The following is a 19409-nucleotide window of genomic DNA, read 5'->3' as shown; positions in this document are numbered from 1 at the left end:
CTTTGCGGGCAGGGCCTTTCGCTCGCCGGTTCAATCGCATAAGCATTGCCCAAAGGGAGAATTGGGTCATGCGTTTCATTGCTACCGCCGCCGCTGCGTTCGCCGCCTGCATGGTCGGTGCGCCTGCCGCCGCCGAAGTCACCGAGCAGGACGCATCGGGCTTCATCACCCGCGATATGGCGGTTGTCGAGGCGACACCCAAGGAGGTCTGGCTGGCGCTGATCTCGCCCTCTACCTGGTGGAACGCTGCGCACACCTGGTCAGCCGATTCGGCGAACCTCACGCTCAAGCCGCAGGCTGGCGGATGCTTTTGCGAAAAGATTCCCGAGGTTGAGGATGCCGACCGGATCACTCTGGAGGGCAGTGTCGAGCACATGCGCGTTATCCAGGCTTATCCGGAAAGCGCGCTGCGCATGACCGGCGCTCTGGGTCCCTTGCAGAGTGAACCTGTGACCGGGATTTTGACAATTGCAATCAGCGAAGTGGACGAGGGCACGCGGATTGTGTTCGAATACAATGTTGCAGGCAGGATGCGGTACGAAGTGCCAGTGATTTCCAAGGCTGTCGACGGCGTGATGACCCAGCAACTGGATGGTCTGGCGGAATTGCTGGGGCGGGTGGAGGTCAACGAACCTGAACCTGAACCTGAACCTGAACCTGAGCCTGAGTCAGAGCCAGAGCCGGAAGATGCTGAACCGGAAAGCGAAGCCGAAGTCGAAGCGGAAGCGGTCGAGCCCTCGGTCGACGATGCATTCGGTGATCTTAGCGACGGCTGATCCGGCCTCTCGCTGAGACGTTTATAGCGCGCGCCGCCCCGCTTTTGACTGGCGGATCGCGGCAGTGTATTCATGCTCTTGAAAGACCCGCGCCGCTGCCCATATTGGCGGCTCGGTCAATTATGCGTGCGCCCGGTGTTGACTGTCATCGAGAATCACCGTAAGCGCGCGGCTCATTCGACACGCCGAATAATACCCTGGCGACCCGGTCCGGCAGGCAACGCCTTTCCAAGTGCGTGCCATCCGGGCCTTTGCTGTTTGGAGTCTGGTGCACTGCGCCGGTACCAACAGGCCCGCTTTTGGATAACGACGTGTCGGTGAATTGAGCGTTGAGATAGAGGCAATGGCATCACCTGTCATAAACCTCTGTGGAGCATGGAGAATTAAGTGGCTCGTATTGCCGGGGTAAATATCCCCACCAACAAGCGTGTTATTATCGCGCTTACCTACATTCACGGGATTGGTCGCACGACGGCTGTCCGGATCGCCGACAAACTTGGCATCGATCACAGTGCCCGCGCGCAGGACCTCACCGATGAGGAAGTGCTGCGGATCTCGCGAAACCATCGACGAAGATCACACGGTGGAAGGCGACCTTCGCCGCAACACCGCGATGAATATCAAGCGCCTGATGGACCTGCGTACCTATCGCGGCTTGCGTCACCGTAACGGCCTGCCCGTTCGCGGACAGCGCACGCACACCAATGCCCGCACCCGCAAGGGCAAGGCCAAGCCGATCGCAGGGAAGAAGAAGTAAGCGTCAGGTCTCGACCTAACGTTTTTTCCTTCATCCGCATTCAATAAGGAATACGAGAAATGGCACGCGAACCGGGCGGTAAAGTAAGACGCCGCGACAGAAAGAACATCAGCAGCGGCGTTGCGCATATCAACGCCAGCTTCAACAACACCATGATCACCATCACCGATGCACAGGGCAACGCGATCAGCTGGTCCAGCGCCGGGAGCATGGGCTTCAAAGGTAGCCGTAAATCGACACCGTATGCCGCGCAGGTCGCTGCAGACGATGCCGGCAAGAAGGCCGCCGAACACGGTGTCCGTACTCTCGAAGTCGAAGTGAAAGGCCCGGGTTCGGGCCGTGAGAGCGCTTTGCGCGGTCTCGCCGCTGTTGGCTTCAACATCACGTCGATCCGCGATGTGACGCCGATCCCGCATAACGGCGTCCGTCCGTCGAAGCGGCGCAGGGTCTAACCCAGGCGTCTGATCCGAACCTGCCCGGCGGCTGATCTGGCCGCCGAGACTTTCTCGGACCGGACGCGCTGTTACAGGCGCCCCGGTCCGCACACATTTTAAACCCGCTCCAAGCGCATTAGGGGAAATCCATGTCCGTCAACACGAAGAACTGGCAGGAACTCAAGAAACCCAACACCCTCGAGATCAAGGAAAGCGGTGACAAGCAGCGCAAGGTAACTTTTGTTGCCGAACCTCTCGAGCGCGGCTTTGGCCTGACGCTCGGCAATGCCCTGCGCCGCGTGCTCCTGAGCTCGCTTCAGGGTGCTTCGATCACCTCGATCAAGATCGAGAACGTGCTCCACGAATTCTCGTCGCTCGCCGGCGTGCGCGAAGACGTGACCGACATCGTCCTCAACGTGAAGCAGATCGCTCTCAAAATGGAAGGCGAAGGGCCCAAGCGTCTCCAGCTTTCCATGACCGGCCCCGCGGAAGTGAAGGCTGGCGATATCGCCGTTTCTGGCGACATTGAAGTCATGAACAAGGACCTCGTCCTGTGCCACCTCGATGAAGGCGCGACGCTCAACATGGAACTGACCGCAGACGTCGGCAAAGGCTACTCGCCTGCCGTTCAGAACCGCCCGGCCGATGCGCCGATCGGTCTGATCCCGGTCGACTCGCTGTATTCGCCTGTTCGTCAGGTGAGCTACAAGGTCGAGAACGCCCGCGTTGGCCAGGAACTGGACTACGACAAGCTTTCGCTGACCGTCGAAACCGATGGCACCGTCACCCCGGAAGACGCCGTGGCCTATGCCGCGCGCATCCTCCAGGATCAGCTAACGCTGTTCGTCCATTTCGAAGATGGCATCCCGCAGCCGCAGTCGGCCATGATCGGTCAGGCTGCTCAGCCGCAGGAAGACGACGCCAACCAGCTCAACCGCTATCTTCTCAAGAAGGTCGACGAGCTGGAGCTTTCGGTGCGTTCGGCAAACTGCCTCAAGAACGACAACATCATTTATATCGGTGACTTGGTCCAGAAGACCGAAGCCGAGATGCTGCGCACGCCGAACTTCGGCCGCAAGTCGCTCAACGAGATTAAGGAAGTTCTCTCCAGCATGGGTCTGCGCCTCGGCATGGACATCCCGGGCTGGCCGCCGGAGAACATCGAAGAAATGGCCAAGAAGCTCGAACAAGAGCTGCTGGGTTAATCAGGGCATCGGCGGCGGGCCCTAACCGCCGCCAGCTTTGGGCTACCTGATACGGGCCCCAATCGAACTGAAGGAAATACAATGCGTCACGGAATTTCTCAGCGTAAGCTTTCACGCAAGTCGGGCCACCGTACGGCTCTCTTCCGCAACATGGCAGCCGCGCTCATCAAGCACGAGCAGATCCACACCACGCTTCCCAAGGCGAAGGAACTGCGCCCCTATGTCGAGAAGCTGATCACGCTGGCTAAACGTGGCGGTCTTTCGAACCGTCGTCTTGCGATGAGCCGTCTCCAGGACGAGACCCAGCTCAAGAAGCTCTTCGACGTTCTGGCCGACCGCTACTCCGACCGCGATGGGGGCTACACCCGCATCATCAAGGCCGGCTATCGCGGCAGTGACAGCGCGCAAATGGCGATCATCGAATTCGTCGAGCGCGACGAAGACGCCAAGGGCCAGGATAGCGGTCCGGTCATGAGCGACGAATACGAGGACGAAGACGCTTAAGTCTTTCCCCGACACGATATTCGAAGGGCTGGCGGAGCGATCTGCCAGCCCTTTTCTTTTGCGATGGGTCGGAGCGAGCGCTCTGACAGGCGTTCATACTGGATTTTACGGTTTGCGACCCCATGTTACATTTGTTCAGGTTAAGTCATATTTATCTGAACAAACGCTGCAAGGGCGCTTCAGGCTCGCATAAGGGCGGACTGTCCATAAGGGGCATCTAGTCGGCGCAACCCCGCACCGGCCAACCCCGAGGATACGACCCAATGACGAATCTGAAAAAGACCCTCGCCAAAGGCACGCTCGGGACTGTCGCGGCTGGCGCGATGGCCCTGGCGACCGCGAGCCCCGCAATGGCTGACGACAACCGCTACCGTGATCGCGGCGGTATCGATGCAGGCGATGTGATCGCCGGTGCTGTCATTATCGGAGGGATCGCCGCAATTGCCGGCGCTTTCGACAATGACCGTGACGACAGACGTTACCGCGACCGACGCTACCGTGACCGCGACTATCGCGGTTATAACCATCGCGCGCGCTACAATCGCGGGTACAACAATGGCCGCCGTGCGGTCGAGCGCTGTGTCCGTGCAGCCGAGCGCCAGGCGCGCCGGTTTGGCGGCTACCGCTACGCAGACGTAACGCAAATCCGAGATGTGGACCGGACCCGTGACGGGTTCCGCGTTAAGGGCCGCATTCAGGTTGAAGGCGGGCGCGGATATGGCCGCCGTGATTTCGACCGCGGACGCTTCACCTGTTTCGTCGGTCGGGGCCAACGCCCTTACGTCGACTTCCGCAATCTTCGCGGCCTGCGTTGATCGCAAAGCACACGGTGACGGGGCGGTCCTCCCGCCGCCCCGTGACTTCTCCACCAACCCAAGTTCATAGGCGGTTCAGGCATCCGAAAGCCTGAGCCGCCTATGGCTTTTGCATTCCGGGGCGAATGGTGGGCGCTCAATTCTAACAGGAGGGAGCATTTATGCTTTCCAAGACCCGTACGGGGGCTCTTGCAGGCCTCGTCGCAGCCGTTTCGATGACCGCCACACCGGCCGCCGCCGCCGACCTTCCGGCAGCGCCAATCGTCGGCAGCTCCATCTTCACCGATTTCGACCACAGTGCCTATGACGGCGATCTGGAAGCGGGCGAATGGCGCCGCTGGGGCCGCCGCGGTTGGCGCCGGGGCTGGCGCAGACATCGCGGTGTGCGCACTGGCGATGTGCTGGCGGGTGTGCTGATCCTGGGCGGGATTGCCGCAGTCGCAAGCGCTGCAAACAACAACCGACGCGAGCGTGAGCGCGATGTCGTGATCGTCGAACGTGACCGGTATCGTGATTACGACCGCCGGGACCGTGACTATGATCGCCGCGATGATCGCAGGGGCTACAATTCTTCCGCATCGGGCCTCGATAATGCAGTCAACCAGTGCGCGCGCCAGATCGAGCGCGATGTTCGCGTCGATACCGTCGACGGAGTGGACCGCACCTCGCAGGGCTGGCTAGTCACTGGGGCGCTCTTCAACGGTGAAGGTTTTACCTGCCAGATCGACAATGACGACCGCGTTGCCGACATCGATTATGGAGGCTTCCGAGGGTCATCATACGATCCGGGAGAAACCGTGCGGGCACGCGGAGACGACAAGCAGTGGAGCGATGCAAGCTACATTGCCGCGCGTCAGGCCAATGCTGCGCAGGCGAGCACGGGAGTCGCCCCCGAAGAACCGCTCCCTGCCTATCCGGGCGGTCCGCTGCCGGGCCAGGAAACGGGTGAGAGCATCGACGCCGATCTCGGCGGCTAAGATTCCTCGGTTGATGGCGAGGAGGCTGCATCGGCGGCTTCCTCCGCCTTCCCGTAACTTGGCAGGCCCAATTGCCATTGGATGGCAATGGCGCGCAGCGCGAGCCCTGCGATGAACGCCGTGCCCCACACCCACGCATCCGCAATGACGATCCCTGGTTCAAGCAATGGCACCAAAGTCATGCCGGCCACGGTCAGCGACGCGCTCAATGCGGCGGCTGTGACATAGAGCTCAGGCTGCATGATCACCGAGGGCCGTCCGGCGACGACATCGCGGATGATGCCGCCCACACATCCGGTGATGATCCCCATCAACGCTGCCGGAACCGGCGGGATGCCATAAGCAAGCGCCTTGGCGCTTCCGAGCACCGCATAGGCGGCTAGGCCGACGCCGTCCGCAAGATCGAACACCTTGCCTTGCCACAGCGCCAGCGGTGTGAACCAGGCGATGAGAGCGGTAGAAAGGCAGACTGCCGCAACCCACGGGTCGGTGATCCAGAACACCGGCGCGTCGATCAACAGGTCGCGCACTGTCCCTCCGCCAACTCCGGTTACCAACGCAAAGAACGCCATGGTGACGAATGTCTGCCGTTCCTTTGCTGCGATCACCGCGCCCGATAGCGCGAAGATCGCAATCCCGACGATGTCGAGTATATCGAGGATCGGTGTGAGGACAGCCTCGTCCATTACGCTTTGGCCGTCGATCGCGGAGTATTTACGCGCGATTTGCGTCGCCGAAACATGAGGATCGAGCCGAACAGCGATCCAGTCAGGGCGAGCGCCGCGAACAGGATCAGGATCGGATGGCTCGTGTCCTCCCGCTCGGAAAGGTCCATGATGTGCAGCCCCCACATGAAATCGAACCAGCGCCACCAGCGTGTTCGCACGGCCTCGATCGCTCCGGTGTCACGACCGATATAGACATGCGCGCCGTCTTCGAGCGCAACTTGCCAGACGGGCAACGGTCGGCGGAAATCGAATGGGACGTCCTCTGCCTCGAAGAATGTTACGCTCTCGACCTTATCCCTGCCGACGATTTCCGCCGCCACGATGGCCCGGACATCTTCTGCGGCAAGCGGCTTGATCCGTGTGCCGTCTTTCGCATCGAATCGCTCGGTGCGCCCATTCACGTAGGTGACGAAAGTTACGGGACGCCCGCGCTGTAACCTCGTTTCAAAGGACCGGATCGGCGGTGTGTTTTCCAGCTGAAACGCGATGGGAGCAGGATTGCCGGGCGGCAGGGCGTTTTCCGTGTCGCTTGCTTCGACCCGTAAATGGTTGCCGCGCACTTCCTCGATCGGTTTGGCGACCATGAACAGCCCGGTGGCGGTCCACATCACGACCGGCACGCCGACCAGCCAGCCGAGCCAGATATGCCATTTGGCGAGTTTTCGCATCATCCGGGCCATCGCGATCAACCGTGCAATATCGCGGCGAGCGCATCCGCCGCAGCGATGCAATCGAGGTCGCTCCAGCGCGGACCGATGACCTGCATCCCGCACGGCAGCGCCGCGCCTTCATAATTGCTCTGACCAATCGGCAAGACTGTCGAGGGCAGATTGGGGAAGGTCGCAAGGCCCGCCCACGCGAGCGCGCCGCCTGCCGGTAGATCCTGCCCGTTGATGCGGACCGTCGCATCGAAGACCGAACCATCGAGATGCGGGACAGCGAGGACGGGCGCTGGCGGGGCGAGTACGAAATCGTAGGTCTCGAACAAATGGCTCCACGCAAATTCGTTGGCGGCCTGCGCATCGAGCAGGTCGAACCAGTCCGAAGCACTCGCTCGTTTTCCGTCGGGGGAGGGCGCCCCGCGCGCCATCGCGATATTGAGCATTCGCAGATAGTCCGCCTGCTGCCGGGCGAGGTCGGGGATCAGGTCGCTCGTCCGGTCGATCGCTATCCCGCTGCGCTGCAAGTGCTCGATCGCTTCATCGGTAGGTTCAGCTACGCTGGCATCAACCGGACTGCCGGGGTATTCGGTGATGGCAAGGATCCGGCAATCGCGCAGGCGCTTTTCGCTCCGGCGCAGCGGGACGACCGCGCCCAGCTGCGTAAGCAGCGCCAGATCGGCGGCGTTGCGGGCGAGCGGCCCGGCAATTGAAAGCGCTCCGTCATGCGCGGCGGTGAAGCCTTTTCTCTTTGCCATTTGCGGATGATCGTGCCCGCGCTTGCTGATGAGGCCCCATGTCGTCTTGTGCCCCCAGATACCGCAGAAATGCGCGGGCACGCGGACCGATCCTCCGATATCTGTGCCGAATTCGCACGGCACCATGCCGCTCGCGACGGCAGCGGCGCTGCCTCCGGACGATCCTCCGGGCGAGCGGGCCGTGTCGTGCGGATTACTGGTGCGGCCATAGACCGGGTTGAAGCTCTGCCAGTCGGACAGGTCCACCGGAACGTTGGTCTTGCCGATGATGATCGCGCCGGCGGCCTTCAATCGTTGCACGAGCTCGCTATCGCGCGGGGCGATATAGTCGGTCAGCCGCTCGTGCCCCCAACAGGTTTGCAATCCTTCGACATCGAAGCTTTCCTTGACCGTCATCGGGACGCCGAACAGCGGCTGGTCTTCGCCGGGTGCCTGTTCCGACATCGCCTTGGCGGTTTCGCAGGCCCGGTCGAAGTCCGGCACGGCGAGCGCGTTGATCTCGGCGTCGAAATGCTCGATCCGGACCATCGCTGCATCGACCGCTTCCAGCGGGCTCAGGTCACCTGCGCGGATCGCAGCGGCGGTATCGAGCGCGCCAGGTTTGTTCGTCAGTTGCGGATAAGCCAATGTCGTCGTCTTTCCCCACTACGCGTCCCCGACCGCCATCAGCGCGGGGCATATCGAATCTGCGCGTCCCCTTCCGCCGATACCGGAAGGAAGAGCCCTTCGCCATAGGCTGCAAGAGTGCCCGTGGAAATCTGGGTGAGATCCGTTTGAACTGCAAAGTCGCCAATGCGCTGCTGCGCAAGCGCCGTTTCCACCTTGTCCACCAGACCGCGATAATCCCCTTCGAAATTCTGTGTAAGCGCGTCTTCTATCACGGCAGAAAAATCCTGAGTTTTCGCAATTTCGAGCAGGACATTGGTCGTAAACCGGCTCGTTTCGGCCTGATATTGCGGATCGAGGAACTGCACCTCGCGTGAATTCGGCGCGTTTTTCGGGAGGGCGGTGAGCCAAACGGTGCCGCGCGCCGGATCATTCTCATTGCCCGGCTCCCACGCATCGAATTGCACACCGACCGCGACCCTGTTCCCGTCCGTACCGTAGGCTGTGACAGAGCGCAGTTCGACCATCCGGTCGCCCAACTGGGGCACCGGGAAGGGGCGCTCTGCGCGTTTTGCCAATGCGCGCTTTATGACGCCCTCAAGCTCCGAATATCGCGCCACGACGGGCAGGGTAAGTGATAGGCCCGGTTTTTCGGCGAGGCCTCCGGCGCTATCGGGGAGGGGCTGCGCGGCTGGCGCTGGAGGTGCCTCGCCGACAAAGATCTCGGTCCGTGCAGCGAGCTGCATATTCACCAACAACGTATTTCGCGAGGCCGAATAGCCATCGTAGCTGAGCGCCTGAGGTGTTAATCGCAGCCACACTGGCGGGTTTTTCCGATTGAGCGACAAGACAGCAAAGCCTTGCTCCCACAGGGGTTCGAGCTCGCGGCGCAGGTCCAGCCTGGCAAGTTCGCGCTCCAGTGTCCGTTCGAGCGTGCGTACGACCGATTGGAGCCGCTCATCGGCCTCGTCAGCGAAAGTGAGATCGCGGCCCAGCAGCCTGACAGTCGGAGGCTGCCTCCAGCCATAGCGTATCGCGACGCGGCCCCTGACCGCCCAATCCGGCTCAACCGACAGGCGCACCCGTGCTGTAACATTGGCCTTCGCATTGGCGGTCTTTTGCCGGATGACACCGCCAATATCGCCCGCGGTCACCTGCGCGCGGATCGGCATGGTAATGACAAGGTCTTGCCCACTGCCCGAAATCGTAAGCCGCCCGCGCGTCACGCGTCCCTTCAAATCGCAGCGAATGGTCGGCGATTTAAGCGCAATGCCGATGACTTCGGTGCGCTGCGGCGGGATGCATTCCGCGTCTGCCTCATCAATCGACCACAACCGGGTGGGCACCTCGCGTTCCAGCGCGCGCCTCAGATCGCCGAGGTCGATGGCAATGTTGGCGGAGAACGTGGAACTGCCGCCAGGGACCTCGATCGGATCGTCGGCACGCCGGCGGCGGCTCGATAACCTGCTCGAACAAGGAGCAGCCGGTAAGGGTAAGCGTCACCGCAGCGGCGAGTGCCAGCCAATAATGTCTGATCCAGTTTGATTGTGCCACCCGTAACCCCTTCGAGGTTAGCGTAGCGGCTTACAGTGAAGCGAGAAAGCGGTCTTCGGCTTCGTAATCGAACAGGTCCCACGGATACGCAGCGAGCTGAGGAAGCGCGGCACGCCAATCGGCAGGATTAAGGTCACCCAGCCATTTGACTGCCTCGGCTGCGGTCTCTGCATAGCTGCGCTCACCCGCAAATCCCGAATCCTTCAAACGAGCGCTTGAGACAATGAAGGGACGTGGGACCGACCATGGGGTTCGGCCCACCAGACCTTCTCCCCTTCGATAGGCACAAATTCAGGTTCTTGGTCGAGCGCATTGGCAATGACTTGGCCAATCTCGCTCACCGAAGGAGGAGCGTCATCGCCAATATTGAACACGCCTCCGATGTCGCAATTCGAGACAGCCACGGCGACCTGGCCTATCGAATCCGCCGACGTGGTATGAAAAATGCTCTCGCCGCTATGGATAAGGGGTATCCGCTTGCGGCCATCGAGCATGCGCTTGACGAACCACCATTCGCGCGCGCGCTTGCTAAAGGGGCCATGCACAGCGCAAGGGCGCAAGATCGCTGTCCGCTCGCCGAACAATTCCAGCGCCTCTTGCTCCATGCGAACCTTGCGGGTCGAGTAGGTTTCTGGCCCGGCGGCAACAGTCAGTTGGTCTTCGCTGATGGGGCCGCCAAATTCAGGGAAGCCGATTTGCGCTGCCTCGTCCAGCGTCCTTCCATCGCTGTCGCTGTACACGCTGGCCGATGAGATCACGATCAGGCGACCGACCATGTCAGGGTCGTAACGCGCGACATCCTCGCAATCGAATGCCAAAGTATCGACGACGACATCCGCCTCTGGCGCGGCATGTTCGCCAATAAGGTAGGGTTCAAAGCGCTCGCGCTCCGCGCTCAGCCAGCTTGGCCGACTGCGTGAATGGACGGTGACTTCGCAACCCTCGTGGGCGAAGTTGCAACTCGCTGCAAATCCGATCTGGCCCGCTCCAACAATGGCTACCGAGCGGGCCATCGGATCAGACATGAATGGCCTTGCCGCGCACGCCCATGGCCGCTTCCTTCATGGCTTCGGCGTGGGTCGGGTGGGCGTGGCAGGTGTAGGCGATGTCTTCGGAGGTTGCGCCGAATTCCATCGCGATCCCTGCCTCGGCAATCATGGTGCCTGCGACGCTCGCTATGCACCATACGCCCAGAACGCGGTCGGTTTCCGCGTCAGCGATGACTTTCACAAAGCCGTCTGGTTCGTGATTGGTCTTGGCGCGGCTGTTTGCCATCATCGGGAATTTGCCGACCTTGACCGCCTTCTTGTCGCCGCCCGCCTGCTCGATGGCCTGTTCGGTGGTGAGGCCGACGCCCGCGATTTCGGGCCAGGTGTAGACGACATTCGGGATTACGTTGTGGTTCACGATCCCGGTCTGGCCCGCGATGTTTTCCGCAACCGCGATCCCTTCATCTTCGGCCTTGTGGGCGAGCATCGGGCCGGGGACACAGTCGCCGATGGCCCACACGCCGTCCACTTTGGTGCTGAAGTCGTGTTCGATCTCGATCTGGCCGCGCTGGTTGGGCTCCAGCCCAATGGCGTCGAGGCCGAGGCCTTCGGTATTGGGTTTGCGGCCAATGGATACGAGGACGCAATCGACCTCCATCGTCTCCTCGTCGCCGCCAGCGGCTGGTTCCATTGTCAGGGTCGCTTTCTTGCCCTTTACAGTCACTCCGATGACCTTGGTGGCAAGCTTGAATTCGATGCCCTGCTTCTTGAAGATCTTGCGGGATTCCTTGCGGATATCGCCGTCCAGGCCGGGCAGAATTTCGTCGAGGAATTCGATGCAGGTGACTTCTGCGCCCAGACGCCGCCAGACCGAGCCAAGCTCCAGCCCGATCACGCCGCCGCCGATGACGACCATCTGTTTCGGCACTTTCGGAAGTTCAAGCGCGCCAGTCGAATCGACCACGATATGCTTGGAATTATCGACCTCTACACCGGGCAGCGGGGTGACCGATGAACCGGTCGCGATCACGATGTCCTTGGCCGTGACGGTTTCGTCACCGATCTTGACCGTGTGCGCATCCTGAAAAGAGGCGTAGCCTTTTTTCCAGTCGATCTTGTTCTTCTTGAAGAGGAACTCGATCCCGCCGGTCAGGCCCTTGACCGCATCGATCCTCTGAGCGTGCATCTGGTCGAGATTGAGCTTCGGCGTCACGTCCACGCCCATCTCCGCCATCGTGCCATTGGCTGCCGCGTCGAAGAATTCGGATGCGCGCAGCATCGCCTTGGACGGGATGCAGCCGACATTGAGGCACGTCCCGCCAAGCGTCGCGCGCCCTTCCGCACAAGCGGTCTTCAGCCCCAATTGCGCCGCGCGGATCGCCGCGACATAACCGCCGGGACCGGCACCGATAACAAGGACGTCGTAGTCGTATTCAGCCATTTTGTAGCTCCATGATCCCTTACGAGGTGGGACCGGAAATCATTGATTCAACTGGTCTTGTGCTGATCACAAATCGATCAGCATCCGGGTGGGATCTTCAATCGCTTCCTTGATGATCTTGAGCGCAGTCACCGCCTCGCGCCCGTCGATCAGGCGGTGGTCATAGGACAGCGCGATATACATCATCGGGCGGATTACGACTTCGCCGTTCACCGCGACCGGGCGGTCTTCGATGCGGTGAAGGCCCAGCACGGCGCTTTGCGGCGGGTTGATGATCGGGGTCGACATCAGCGATCCGAATACGCCGCCATTGGAGATCGTGAACGTGCCGCCGGTCATGTCGGCCATCGTCAGCGTGCCTTCCTTGGCGCGGCTGCCGAAGTCGGCAATGTCCTTCTCGATCCGGGCAAAGCCCTTCTTGTCGGCGTCGCGGATGACCGGGACGACGAGGCCGTTCGGGGCGGAAACAGCGACCGAGATATCGACGTAATCGTGATAGACGATCTCGTCGCCTTCGATGTACGCATTGACGCTCGGCACGTCCTTCAGCGCGAGGCACGCGGCCTTGGCGAAGAAGCCCATGAAGCCGAGCTTGATGTCGTGCTTCTTGGCGAACATGTCCTTGTACTTGCCGCGCGCCTCGATGACCGCGCTCATGTCGCAATCGTTGAAGGTGGTGAGCAAAGCCGCTTCTTCCTGCGCGCCCTTCAGACGCTTGGCGATGGTCTGGCGCATGCGGGTCATCTTGACGCGCTCTTCCTTGCGCTCGCCCGTCGTCGCCGCCGGAGCGGGGCTCGGCGTCTGTGCGGGGGAGGGCGCAGGTGCGGGATCGCCCTTGGCCTTGGCTGCTTCGAGCACGTCTTCCTTGGTCAGCCGGCCATCCTTGCCGGAACCTTTGATGGTCGAGGGATCGACGCCGTGTTCGAGCACGGCGCGGCGCACGGCTGGAGAGAGCGTCTGCGCGGCGGCGGCGAGGTCTTCACTTGCCTTCTCGCGCTTGTCCTCACCTGCTTCAGCCTGCTGCTCCTTGCGGCCCGCCTCTTCGCCGGTTGCCGCAGCGGTTGCGCCTTCTTCGATGATGGCGATAACCGCACCCACTTCGACCGTGTCTCCAACCTCGGCCTTGTGCGCGGACAGGACGCCGGCGACAGGCGAGGGGACATCCACAGCGACCTTGTCGGTTTCGAGGCTGGCGATCGGTTCATCGGCGGCGACAGCATCGCCGGGCTGTTTCAGCCATTCGCCGATTGAACCCTCGGTTACGGATTCTCCGAGAGCCGGGACGGTGATTTCAGTGCTCATGATTATTGATCCCTTTCGAAGGGTTTATCCTCAGGAATAGGCTTTGGCAGCGCCGCCGCGCCGCTTGGGTTTGCGATTCTTGGTCTTGCCGACATTGGCGAGGTCGAGCGCGACGGAAACGAGCCCTTCCTGCTGCGCCTTGTGCCGCTTGGCGAGGCCGGTGGCGGGGGAGGCTGCCACCTCGCGCCCGGCGTAGACTGGACGCATCCCGTCGAAGCCCGCATCGCGCGCCGCCAGTTCGATCAGGCGATCGACAAAGAACCATGCGCCGTTGTTTTTCGGCTCTTCCTGACACCACACGATCTCTTCGAGATTGGTCATGCGTTTCAGGCGTACCGTCAGCGGTTCGCCGGGGAAGGGGTAAAGTTGCTCGATGCGGACGATCGAGATGTCGTCGATCCCTTCCTCATCGCGCTTTTCCATCAGGTCGTAGGCTACCTTGCCCGAGCACAGGATGAGCCGCTTGATCTTTTCGTCCGGGATTTCCGTCATGTCGGATTTGATCCGCATGAAGTGATGCTCCCCCTGGAACTCCTCGCGCGGGCTTTTCGCCAGAGGGTGCCGCAGCAGCGACTTGGGCGTCATGATGACAAGCGGCTTGCGGAACGGGCGCAGCATCTGGCGGCGCAGAACGTGGAAGTAATTCGCCGGGGTCGTGATATTGCAGACCTGTATATTGTCGTTCGCGCACAGCTGCAGGAAGCGTTCGAGTCGGGCGGAGGAGTGCTCCGGTCCCTGTCCTTCGTATCCATGCGGCAGCAGCATGACGAGGCCGTTCGCGCGCAGCCACTTCACCTCGCCCGATGCGATGTACTGGTCGATCATGATCTGCGCGCCATTTGCGAAGTCGCCGAATTGCGCCTCCCACAACGTGAGAGTCTTGGGATCGGCCATCGCAAACCCGTATTCGAAACCGAGCGCGCCGTATTCCGACAAAGTGGAATCGTGCACTTCGAACTTGCCGTGCGGCAGGGTGCTCAAGGGGATGTATTTGCGTTCATCGGTCTGGTCGACCCACACCGCGTGACGCTGCGAGAAGGTGCCGCGCCCGCTGTCCTGACCGGACAGGCGCACACCGTAACCTTCCATCACGAGGCTGCCGAAAGCGAGCGCTTCGGCAGTGGCCCAGTCGAAGCCTTCGCCGCTGGAGAACATCTCGCCCTTGGCCTTCAGCGCGCGGCCAAGCGTCTTGTGGATGTTCACGTCATCGGGAACATCGGTCAGCACACGGCCAAGGCTTTCGAACATCTTGGGCTCGATAGCAGTTTCGATATTGCGGCGCGCGGTTTCCGGATCGACCGGCTTGTTCAGGCCCGCCCAGCGTCCGCCGAACCAGTCCGCTTCATTGGGATTGTAGCTCTTGGCCGCCTCGAATTCTTCATCGAGCAGTGACACGAATTCGGCGGAGACCTCGTCGCGGTGCTTTGCGTCGATGACGCCCTGTTTCATCAGGCGCTCGGCATAGATTGCCGAGACCTTGGGATGCTTGCGAATGACATCGTACATCAGCGGCTGGGTGAATTTCGGCTCGTCGCCTTCATTGTGGCCGAAGCGGCGATAGCACCACATGTCGATCACGACGTCGCGCCCGAATTTCTGGCGGTATTCGACCGCCAGCTTGCGCGCAAAGGTCACAGCTTCGGGGTCGTCGCCATTGACGTGCAGGATCGGCGCCATGACGCCCTTGGCAACATCGCTTGGGTAGGGCGAGGAGCGCGCGAAATTGGGGCTGGTGGTGAAGCCGATCTGGTTGTTGATGATGAAGTGGAGGCAGCCGCCGGTATCGTAGCCCGGTACGCCGGACAGCGAGAGGCTCTCCCACACGACGCCCTGACCAGCGAAAGCAGCATCGCCGTGGATCAGCACCGGCAGCACCTGTTCGCGCTTCTTACCCTCGCGGAAGGCCTGCTGCGCCCGCGTCTTGCCGAGCACGACCGGGTTGACCGTCTCGAGGTGCGAGGGGTTGGGGACGAGCGACATGTGGACTTCAATGTCGTCGAACGTCCGGTCGGTGCTGGTACCGAGGTGGTACTTCACGTCGCCCGATCCACCGACATCTTCGGGGTTGGCCGATCCGCCGGAAAATTCGTGGAAGATCACCTTGTACGGTTTCTCCATGACATTCGCGAGGACGTTGAGCCGTCCGCGGTGTGCCATGCCGTAGATGATCTCGCGCGCGCCCGCGCTGCCGCCATGCTTGATCACCGCCTCCAGCGCAGGGATCATGGATTCGCCGCCATCGAGGCCGAACCGCTTGGTCCCGACATATTTCTTGCCGAGAAATTCCTCGTATTGCTCGCCGCGCAGCACCGCTGCGAGGATCGCTTTCTTGCCTTCGGGTGTGAACTGGATCGTTTCCCCAGGGCTTTCGAATTTGTCCTGCAGGAAGCGCCGTTCTTCGGTATCGGCGATGTGCATGTATTCGAGGCCGACCTTGCCGCAATAGACCGCGACGAGCCGGTCATGCAGTTCGCGCACAGTCGTCCATTCGAGGCCGAGCACGCCGCCGACATAGACTTCCTGCGCTTCCTTGCCCGCAAGGCCGTGGAAAGCGAGCGTCAGGTCTTCAGGCTGTTCGCGCTTGTTGGAAAGACCCAGCGGATCCAGGTCCGCCGACATGTGTCCGCGCACACGGTAGAGCCGCACCAGCGTCATTGCCGCAATCGAATTGGCCGCAGCCTCTTCGATCGCTTTGGGATCGAGCGCCTTGCCTGCCGATTTCGCCGCCTTTTCGACGACGACGCGCATCTGCGTCGGATCGAGGGCCGTGGTCAGGTCCGCGCCGGAATCGCTGACCTGATCGAGCCATTTGGGATTGCCCCAGGACGGCCCCGGCTGGGGGCCTTCCTGATCGGACATCTGCGGCAGAAAATCGTTCGGTTCTTGACCCATGTGGGTTCTCCAGGAGGAGGGGAGTTACGCCAGTTCTTTGAGCATCGCGTCAAGCGTCGTGCCAAGCTCGGACGGCGAGGGCGAGACGCGAATGCCCGCATCTTCCATCGCCGCGATCTTGTCATCAGCGCCGCCCTTGCCGCCGGACACAATCGCACCGGCATGGCCCATGCGGCGGCCCGGAGGCGCTGTGCGGTCGGCGATGAAGCCGACGGTCGGCTTGCTGCGGCCCTTGGCGGCTTCCTGCTTGAGATATTCTGCCGCTTCTTCCTCGGCGCTGCCGCCAATCTCGCCGATCATGATGATCGATTTGGTTTCTGGATCGTCCAGAAACAGGTCGAGCACGTCGATGAAGTTCGTGCCATTCACCGGATCGCCGCCAATGCCGACCGCCGTGGTCTGGCCGAGGCCGACCTGCGTGGTCTGGTGGACGGCTTCGTAAGTCAGCGTGCCCGAGCGGGAGACAACGCCGACGCTGCCCTTCTTGAAGATGCTGCCGGGCATGATCCCGATCTTGCATTCTTCAGGCGTCAGCGCGCCGGGACAGTTCGGGCCGATCAGCCGCGACTTGCTGCCCGTCAGCGCGGCCTTGGCCTTGACCATGTCGAGCACCGGAATGCCCTCGGTGATGCAGATGATCAATTCCATCTCGGCATCGATGGCCTCGCAGATCGCATCCGCTGCAAAGGGCGGGGGAACGTAGATGCAAGACGCGGTTGCGCCGGTGGCTTCCTTGGCCTCGCGCACGGTGTTGAAGTTGGGCAGGCCGATATGCGTTGTGCCGCCCTTACCGGGGGTTACACCCGCAACCATCTGCGTCCCGTAATCGAGCGCCTGCTGCGTGTGGAACGTGCCGGTGTCACCGGTCATACCTTGGGTGATGACCTTGGTGTCTTTGTTTACGAGGATGGACATTCAGAAACTCCGTCTTTTCGAATATTGGGTTATCGGTACGCCGAGCCAGACTGCGTTGTCGTAAATACGCAGGCTGTATTCGCCGCGGCGCTCAAGATTTCGGCTACGCGCACAAAGTTCGAAATGCGCGCGCGCTCCGGCAAGGAATGCGTTTTCATCGAACGAGGCGCGATGGGGATCGTTCTGGCTTGCAACGGCAATGTCGAAACAGGCCCGCGCAAGATCGAGATTTGCATCGACATCGGTTTCCGGCCCATCGAGCGCAGCATAGGTGCGCACCACGCGGGTGCGGTTCTGCGCGCGCCAATCGACACATGCGCGGTATTCCCTCCCATCCGCGAGCGTGAACACTTGCGTGTCGCGGCAGTAAAGCCGCCGCTCTTGCGGTACGTCGGTCGCAAACACTTCGGCGACTTCCTGCCGATCGACCTCGCGCGCAGAGGCGGGGGCGGTGAAGAGAGCGGCGAGGGCAAGAAAGGCGAGCGGGGTCCGCATCACCGACCGGCAATAACCTTGAGTTCTTGGCTTATGAGCATCGACACTTCAGCCCTTTCCTTTCCCAAAGAGTTTTGAGAAGAAGGATGGTGGTTTCGGGACGTCCGGAAGCGGGCCGTCAGGAAAGACGATGTGGCGACCTTCGCGCCCATCGTCTGACATCATATCGTACGTGCCAAGTCCGAGCTCCTTTACAAGTCGGTTGCTCAGTTTATCGGCTTCACCAATATCGCCCGGGCCTCGCGGCATCACGCAATGAATTGCGGAGCCCATAAGGCCATAATCCATCCCATTAGGGTGCTCGTTGTCAGTGCGAATGAAGTCAGGATAATCCTTGGTCATGGCGTCGTACCAAGAGCGGAGAGCGGGACTCAATCGGTCAAACTCGCCCTCTTCAGGATGATCGTCTTCATTTATCCGTTCGTACCATTCGCGCCAAGCCTCACCGTCACGCGGCGCTTCTGCAGGGTCGAAGACAACTAGATCGGCGCTCATTTCAGGCTCTCATCCAGCCCCTTGCACGCTTCGAGCAGTTCCTCAACGGCGTCGGTGCTGACCTTGAGGTTGGACTTCTCCTCGTCTGACAGCTCGATCTCGATGACTTCCTCGGTACCGCCCGCGCCGATCACGGTGGGCACGCCGACATAGAGGCCATCGAGGCCGTACTTGCCTTCGACGTAGCTCGCACACGGCAGGATGCGCTTCTGGTCGCCGAGATAGGCTTCGGCCATGCTGATCGCGCTGGTGGCGGGGGCGTAATAGGCCGAGCCGTTGCCGAGCAGGCCGACGATCTCGCCGCCGCCCTTGCGGGTGCGGTCCACGATCTCGTCGAGGCGCTCTGCGGGGACGCCCTTGATCTTGGCGTAGTCGTCAACCGGGATGCCGTTGATCGTGGTGTAGCTCTTGACCGGGACCATAGTGTCGCCGTGGCCGCCCAGCACAAAGGCGTTCACGTCCTTCACCGAGCAATCGAACTCCCATGCGAGGAAGGTCGCGAAACGCGCGCTGTCGAGCACACCCGCCATGCCAACGACCTTGTTATGCGGCAGGCCGGAAAATTCGCGCAGCGCCCAGACCATCGCATCGAGCGGATTGGTGATGCAGATCACGAATGCGTCGGGCGCGTTGTTCTTGATGCCTTCGCCGACCGCTTTCATCACTTTCAGGTTGATGCCGAGCAGATCGTCGCGGCTCATGCCTGGTTTGCGCGGGACGCCGGCGGTAACGATGATAACGTCCGCGCCTGCGATGTCGGCGTAGTCGTTTGAACCGGTGATCTTCGCGTCGAAGCCTTCGATCGGGCCGCACTGCGACAAGTCAAGCGCCTTGCCCTGCGGCATACCCTCGGCAATGTCGAACAGGACGATATCGCCCATTTCCTTCTTCGCGGCGAGGTGGGCGAGCGTACCGCCGATCATGCCGGAGCCGATGAGCGCGATCTTCCTGCGTCCTGCGTTCTTGGCCATATTCGAGATATCCTTCCCTGGAATCATGGGACGAAAAGGAAAGCCTCAATCCGAACGCGCGAGCCCCGTCCCTAGTGGCGATGACATCCGGATGCGTTAGGGGCGCGGTAGGCGGGTGAAAGCGCGATTGCAACCG

At 61.4% G+C, this 19409-nt stretch carries 19 protein-coding genes and 1 pseudogene; 7 read left to right on the top strand and 13 right to left on the bottom strand.

Annotation, left to right across the window (positions count from 1 at the left end):
- Window positions 1-68 precede the first annotated feature (68 nt).
- From AC0L39_RS10910 to AC0L39_RS10880, 7 genes and pseudogenes are all read left to right on the top strand, one after another.
- Window positions 69-776, top strand: coding sequence for an SRPBCC family protein (locus AC0L39_RS10910; protein WP_473257821.1), 708 nt, complete (start codon window positions 69-71; stop codon window positions 774-776).
- A 387-nt stretch (window positions 777-1163) separates the two neighbouring features.
- Window positions 1164-1533: pseudogene (gene rpsM, locus AC0L39_RS10905) on the top strand (30S ribosomal protein S13).
- Between the two features lie 59 nt (window positions 1534-1592).
- Complete coding sequence (gene rpsK, locus AC0L39_RS10900; RefSeq protein WP_247158879.1) at window positions 1593-1985, top strand: 30S ribosomal protein S11; 393 nt, start codon at window positions 1593-1595, stop codon at window positions 1983-1985.
- A 131-nt stretch (window positions 1986-2116) separates the two neighbouring features.
- Window positions 2117-3172 (top strand): DNA-directed RNA polymerase subunit alpha, encoded by a 1056-nt coding sequence (locus tag AC0L39_RS10895; RefSeq protein WP_473257819.1) that lies wholly within the window; start codon window positions 2117-2119, stop codon window positions 3170-3172.
- Window positions 3173-3253: 81 nt separating this feature from the next.
- Entirely contained in the window at window positions 3254-3676 is a 423-nt protein-coding gene (gene rplQ, locus AC0L39_RS10890; protein WP_473257817.1) for a 50S ribosomal protein L17, read from the top strand.
- 263 nt (window positions 3677-3939) lie between these two features.
- Window positions 3940-4491 carry a hypothetical protein gene (locus AC0L39_RS10885; protein WP_473257815.1) on the top strand — a complete coding sequence of 184 codons (552 nt, stop codon included), beginning with the start codon at window positions 3940-3942 and terminating at the stop codon, window positions 4489-4491.
- A 161-nt stretch (window positions 4492-4652) separates the two neighbouring features.
- A complete protein-coding gene (locus tag AC0L39_RS10880) occupies window positions 4653-5468 on the top strand; it encodes a hypothetical protein (protein WP_473257813.1) in 816 nt (271 codons plus the stop codon).
- Here the strand turns inward: AC0L39_RS10880 and AC0L39_RS10875 are convergent.
- The 13 genes from AC0L39_RS10875 to mdh form a co-directional block, all read right to left on the bottom strand.
- Complete coding sequence (locus tag AC0L39_RS10875) at window positions 5465-6154, bottom strand: trimeric intracellular cation channel family protein (protein WP_473257812.1); 690 nt, start codon at window positions 6152-6154, stop codon at window positions 5465-5467. The two genes, AC0L39_RS10880 and AC0L39_RS10875, sit on opposite strands and share 4 nt — an antisense overlap.
- A complete protein-coding gene (locus AC0L39_RS10870; protein WP_473257810.1) occupies window positions 6154-6867 on the bottom strand; it encodes a PepSY domain-containing protein in 714 nt (237 codons plus the stop codon). Before AC0L39_RS10870 ends, AC0L39_RS10875 begins: the two co-directional genes overlap by 1 nt.
- A gap of 14 nt (window positions 6868-6881) precedes the next feature.
- Window positions 6882-8240, bottom strand: coding sequence for an amidase family protein (locus AC0L39_RS10865; RefSeq protein WP_473257809.1), 1359 nt, complete (start codon window positions 8238-8240; stop codon window positions 6882-6884).
- A 38-nt stretch (window positions 8241-8278) separates the two neighbouring features.
- On the bottom strand, window positions 8279-9577 hold the full coding sequence (locus AC0L39_RS10860; protein WP_473262359.1) for a DUF4403 family protein: 1299 nt from the start codon (window positions 9575-9577) through the stop codon (window positions 8279-8281).
- Between the two features lie 226 nt (window positions 9578-9803).
- Entirely contained in the window at window positions 9804-9980 is a 177-nt protein-coding gene (locus AC0L39_RS10855) for a hypothetical protein (RefSeq protein ID WP_473257808.1), read from the bottom strand.
- Window positions 9977-10798 (bottom strand): Rossmann-fold NAD(P)-binding domain-containing protein, encoded by an 822-nt coding sequence (locus AC0L39_RS10850; protein ID WP_473257807.1) that lies wholly within the window; start codon window positions 10796-10798, stop codon window positions 9977-9979. Before AC0L39_RS10850 ends, AC0L39_RS10855 begins: the two co-directional genes overlap by 4 nt.
- Window positions 10791-12203: a dihydrolipoyl dehydrogenase gene (gene lpdA, locus AC0L39_RS10845; protein ID WP_473257805.1), complete on the bottom strand. Its 1413-nt coding sequence runs from the start codon at window positions 12201-12203 to the stop codon at window positions 10791-10793. The genes AC0L39_RS10850 and lpdA overlap by 8 nt, the downstream gene beginning before the upstream one ends.
- A 66-nt stretch (window positions 12204-12269) precedes the next feature.
- Window positions 12270-13505, bottom strand: coding sequence for a 2-oxoglutarate dehydrogenase complex dihydrolipoyllysine-residue succinyltransferase (gene odhB, locus AC0L39_RS10840; protein WP_473257804.1), 1236 nt, complete (start codon window positions 13503-13505; stop codon window positions 12270-12272).
- Between the two features lie 30 nt (window positions 13506-13535).
- On the bottom strand, window positions 13536-16397 hold the full coding sequence (locus tag AC0L39_RS10835; RefSeq protein WP_473257802.1) for a 2-oxoglutarate dehydrogenase E1 component: 2862 nt from the start codon (window positions 16395-16397) through the stop codon (window positions 13536-13538).
- Between the two features lie 24 nt (window positions 16398-16421).
- Entirely contained in the window at window positions 16422-17312 is an 891-nt protein-coding gene (gene sucD / locus AC0L39_RS10830; RefSeq protein ID WP_473257801.1) for a succinate--CoA ligase subunit alpha, read from the bottom strand.
- Window positions 17313-17807: a hypothetical protein gene (locus tag AC0L39_RS10825; protein WP_473257799.1), complete on the bottom strand. Its 495-nt coding sequence runs from the start codon at window positions 17805-17807 to the stop codon at window positions 17313-17315.
- Window positions 17808-17855: 48 nt separating this feature from the next.
- Entirely contained in the window at window positions 17856-18302 is a 447-nt protein-coding gene (locus AC0L39_RS10820) for a hypothetical protein (RefSeq protein ID WP_473257797.1), read from the bottom strand.
- Window positions 18299-19273 carry a malate dehydrogenase gene (mdh, locus tag AC0L39_RS10815; RefSeq protein WP_473257795.1) on the bottom strand — a complete coding sequence of 325 codons (975 nt, stop codon included), beginning with the start codon at window positions 19271-19273 and terminating at the stop codon, window positions 18299-18301. Before mdh ends, AC0L39_RS10820 begins: the two co-directional genes overlap by 4 nt.
- Between the last annotated feature and the right edge of the window lie 136 nt (window positions 19274-19409).

It is taken from the genome of Erythrobacter sp. K21-9, from assembly GCF_055808355.1.
This window is presented reverse-complemented; position numbering and strand designations above follow the sequence as displayed.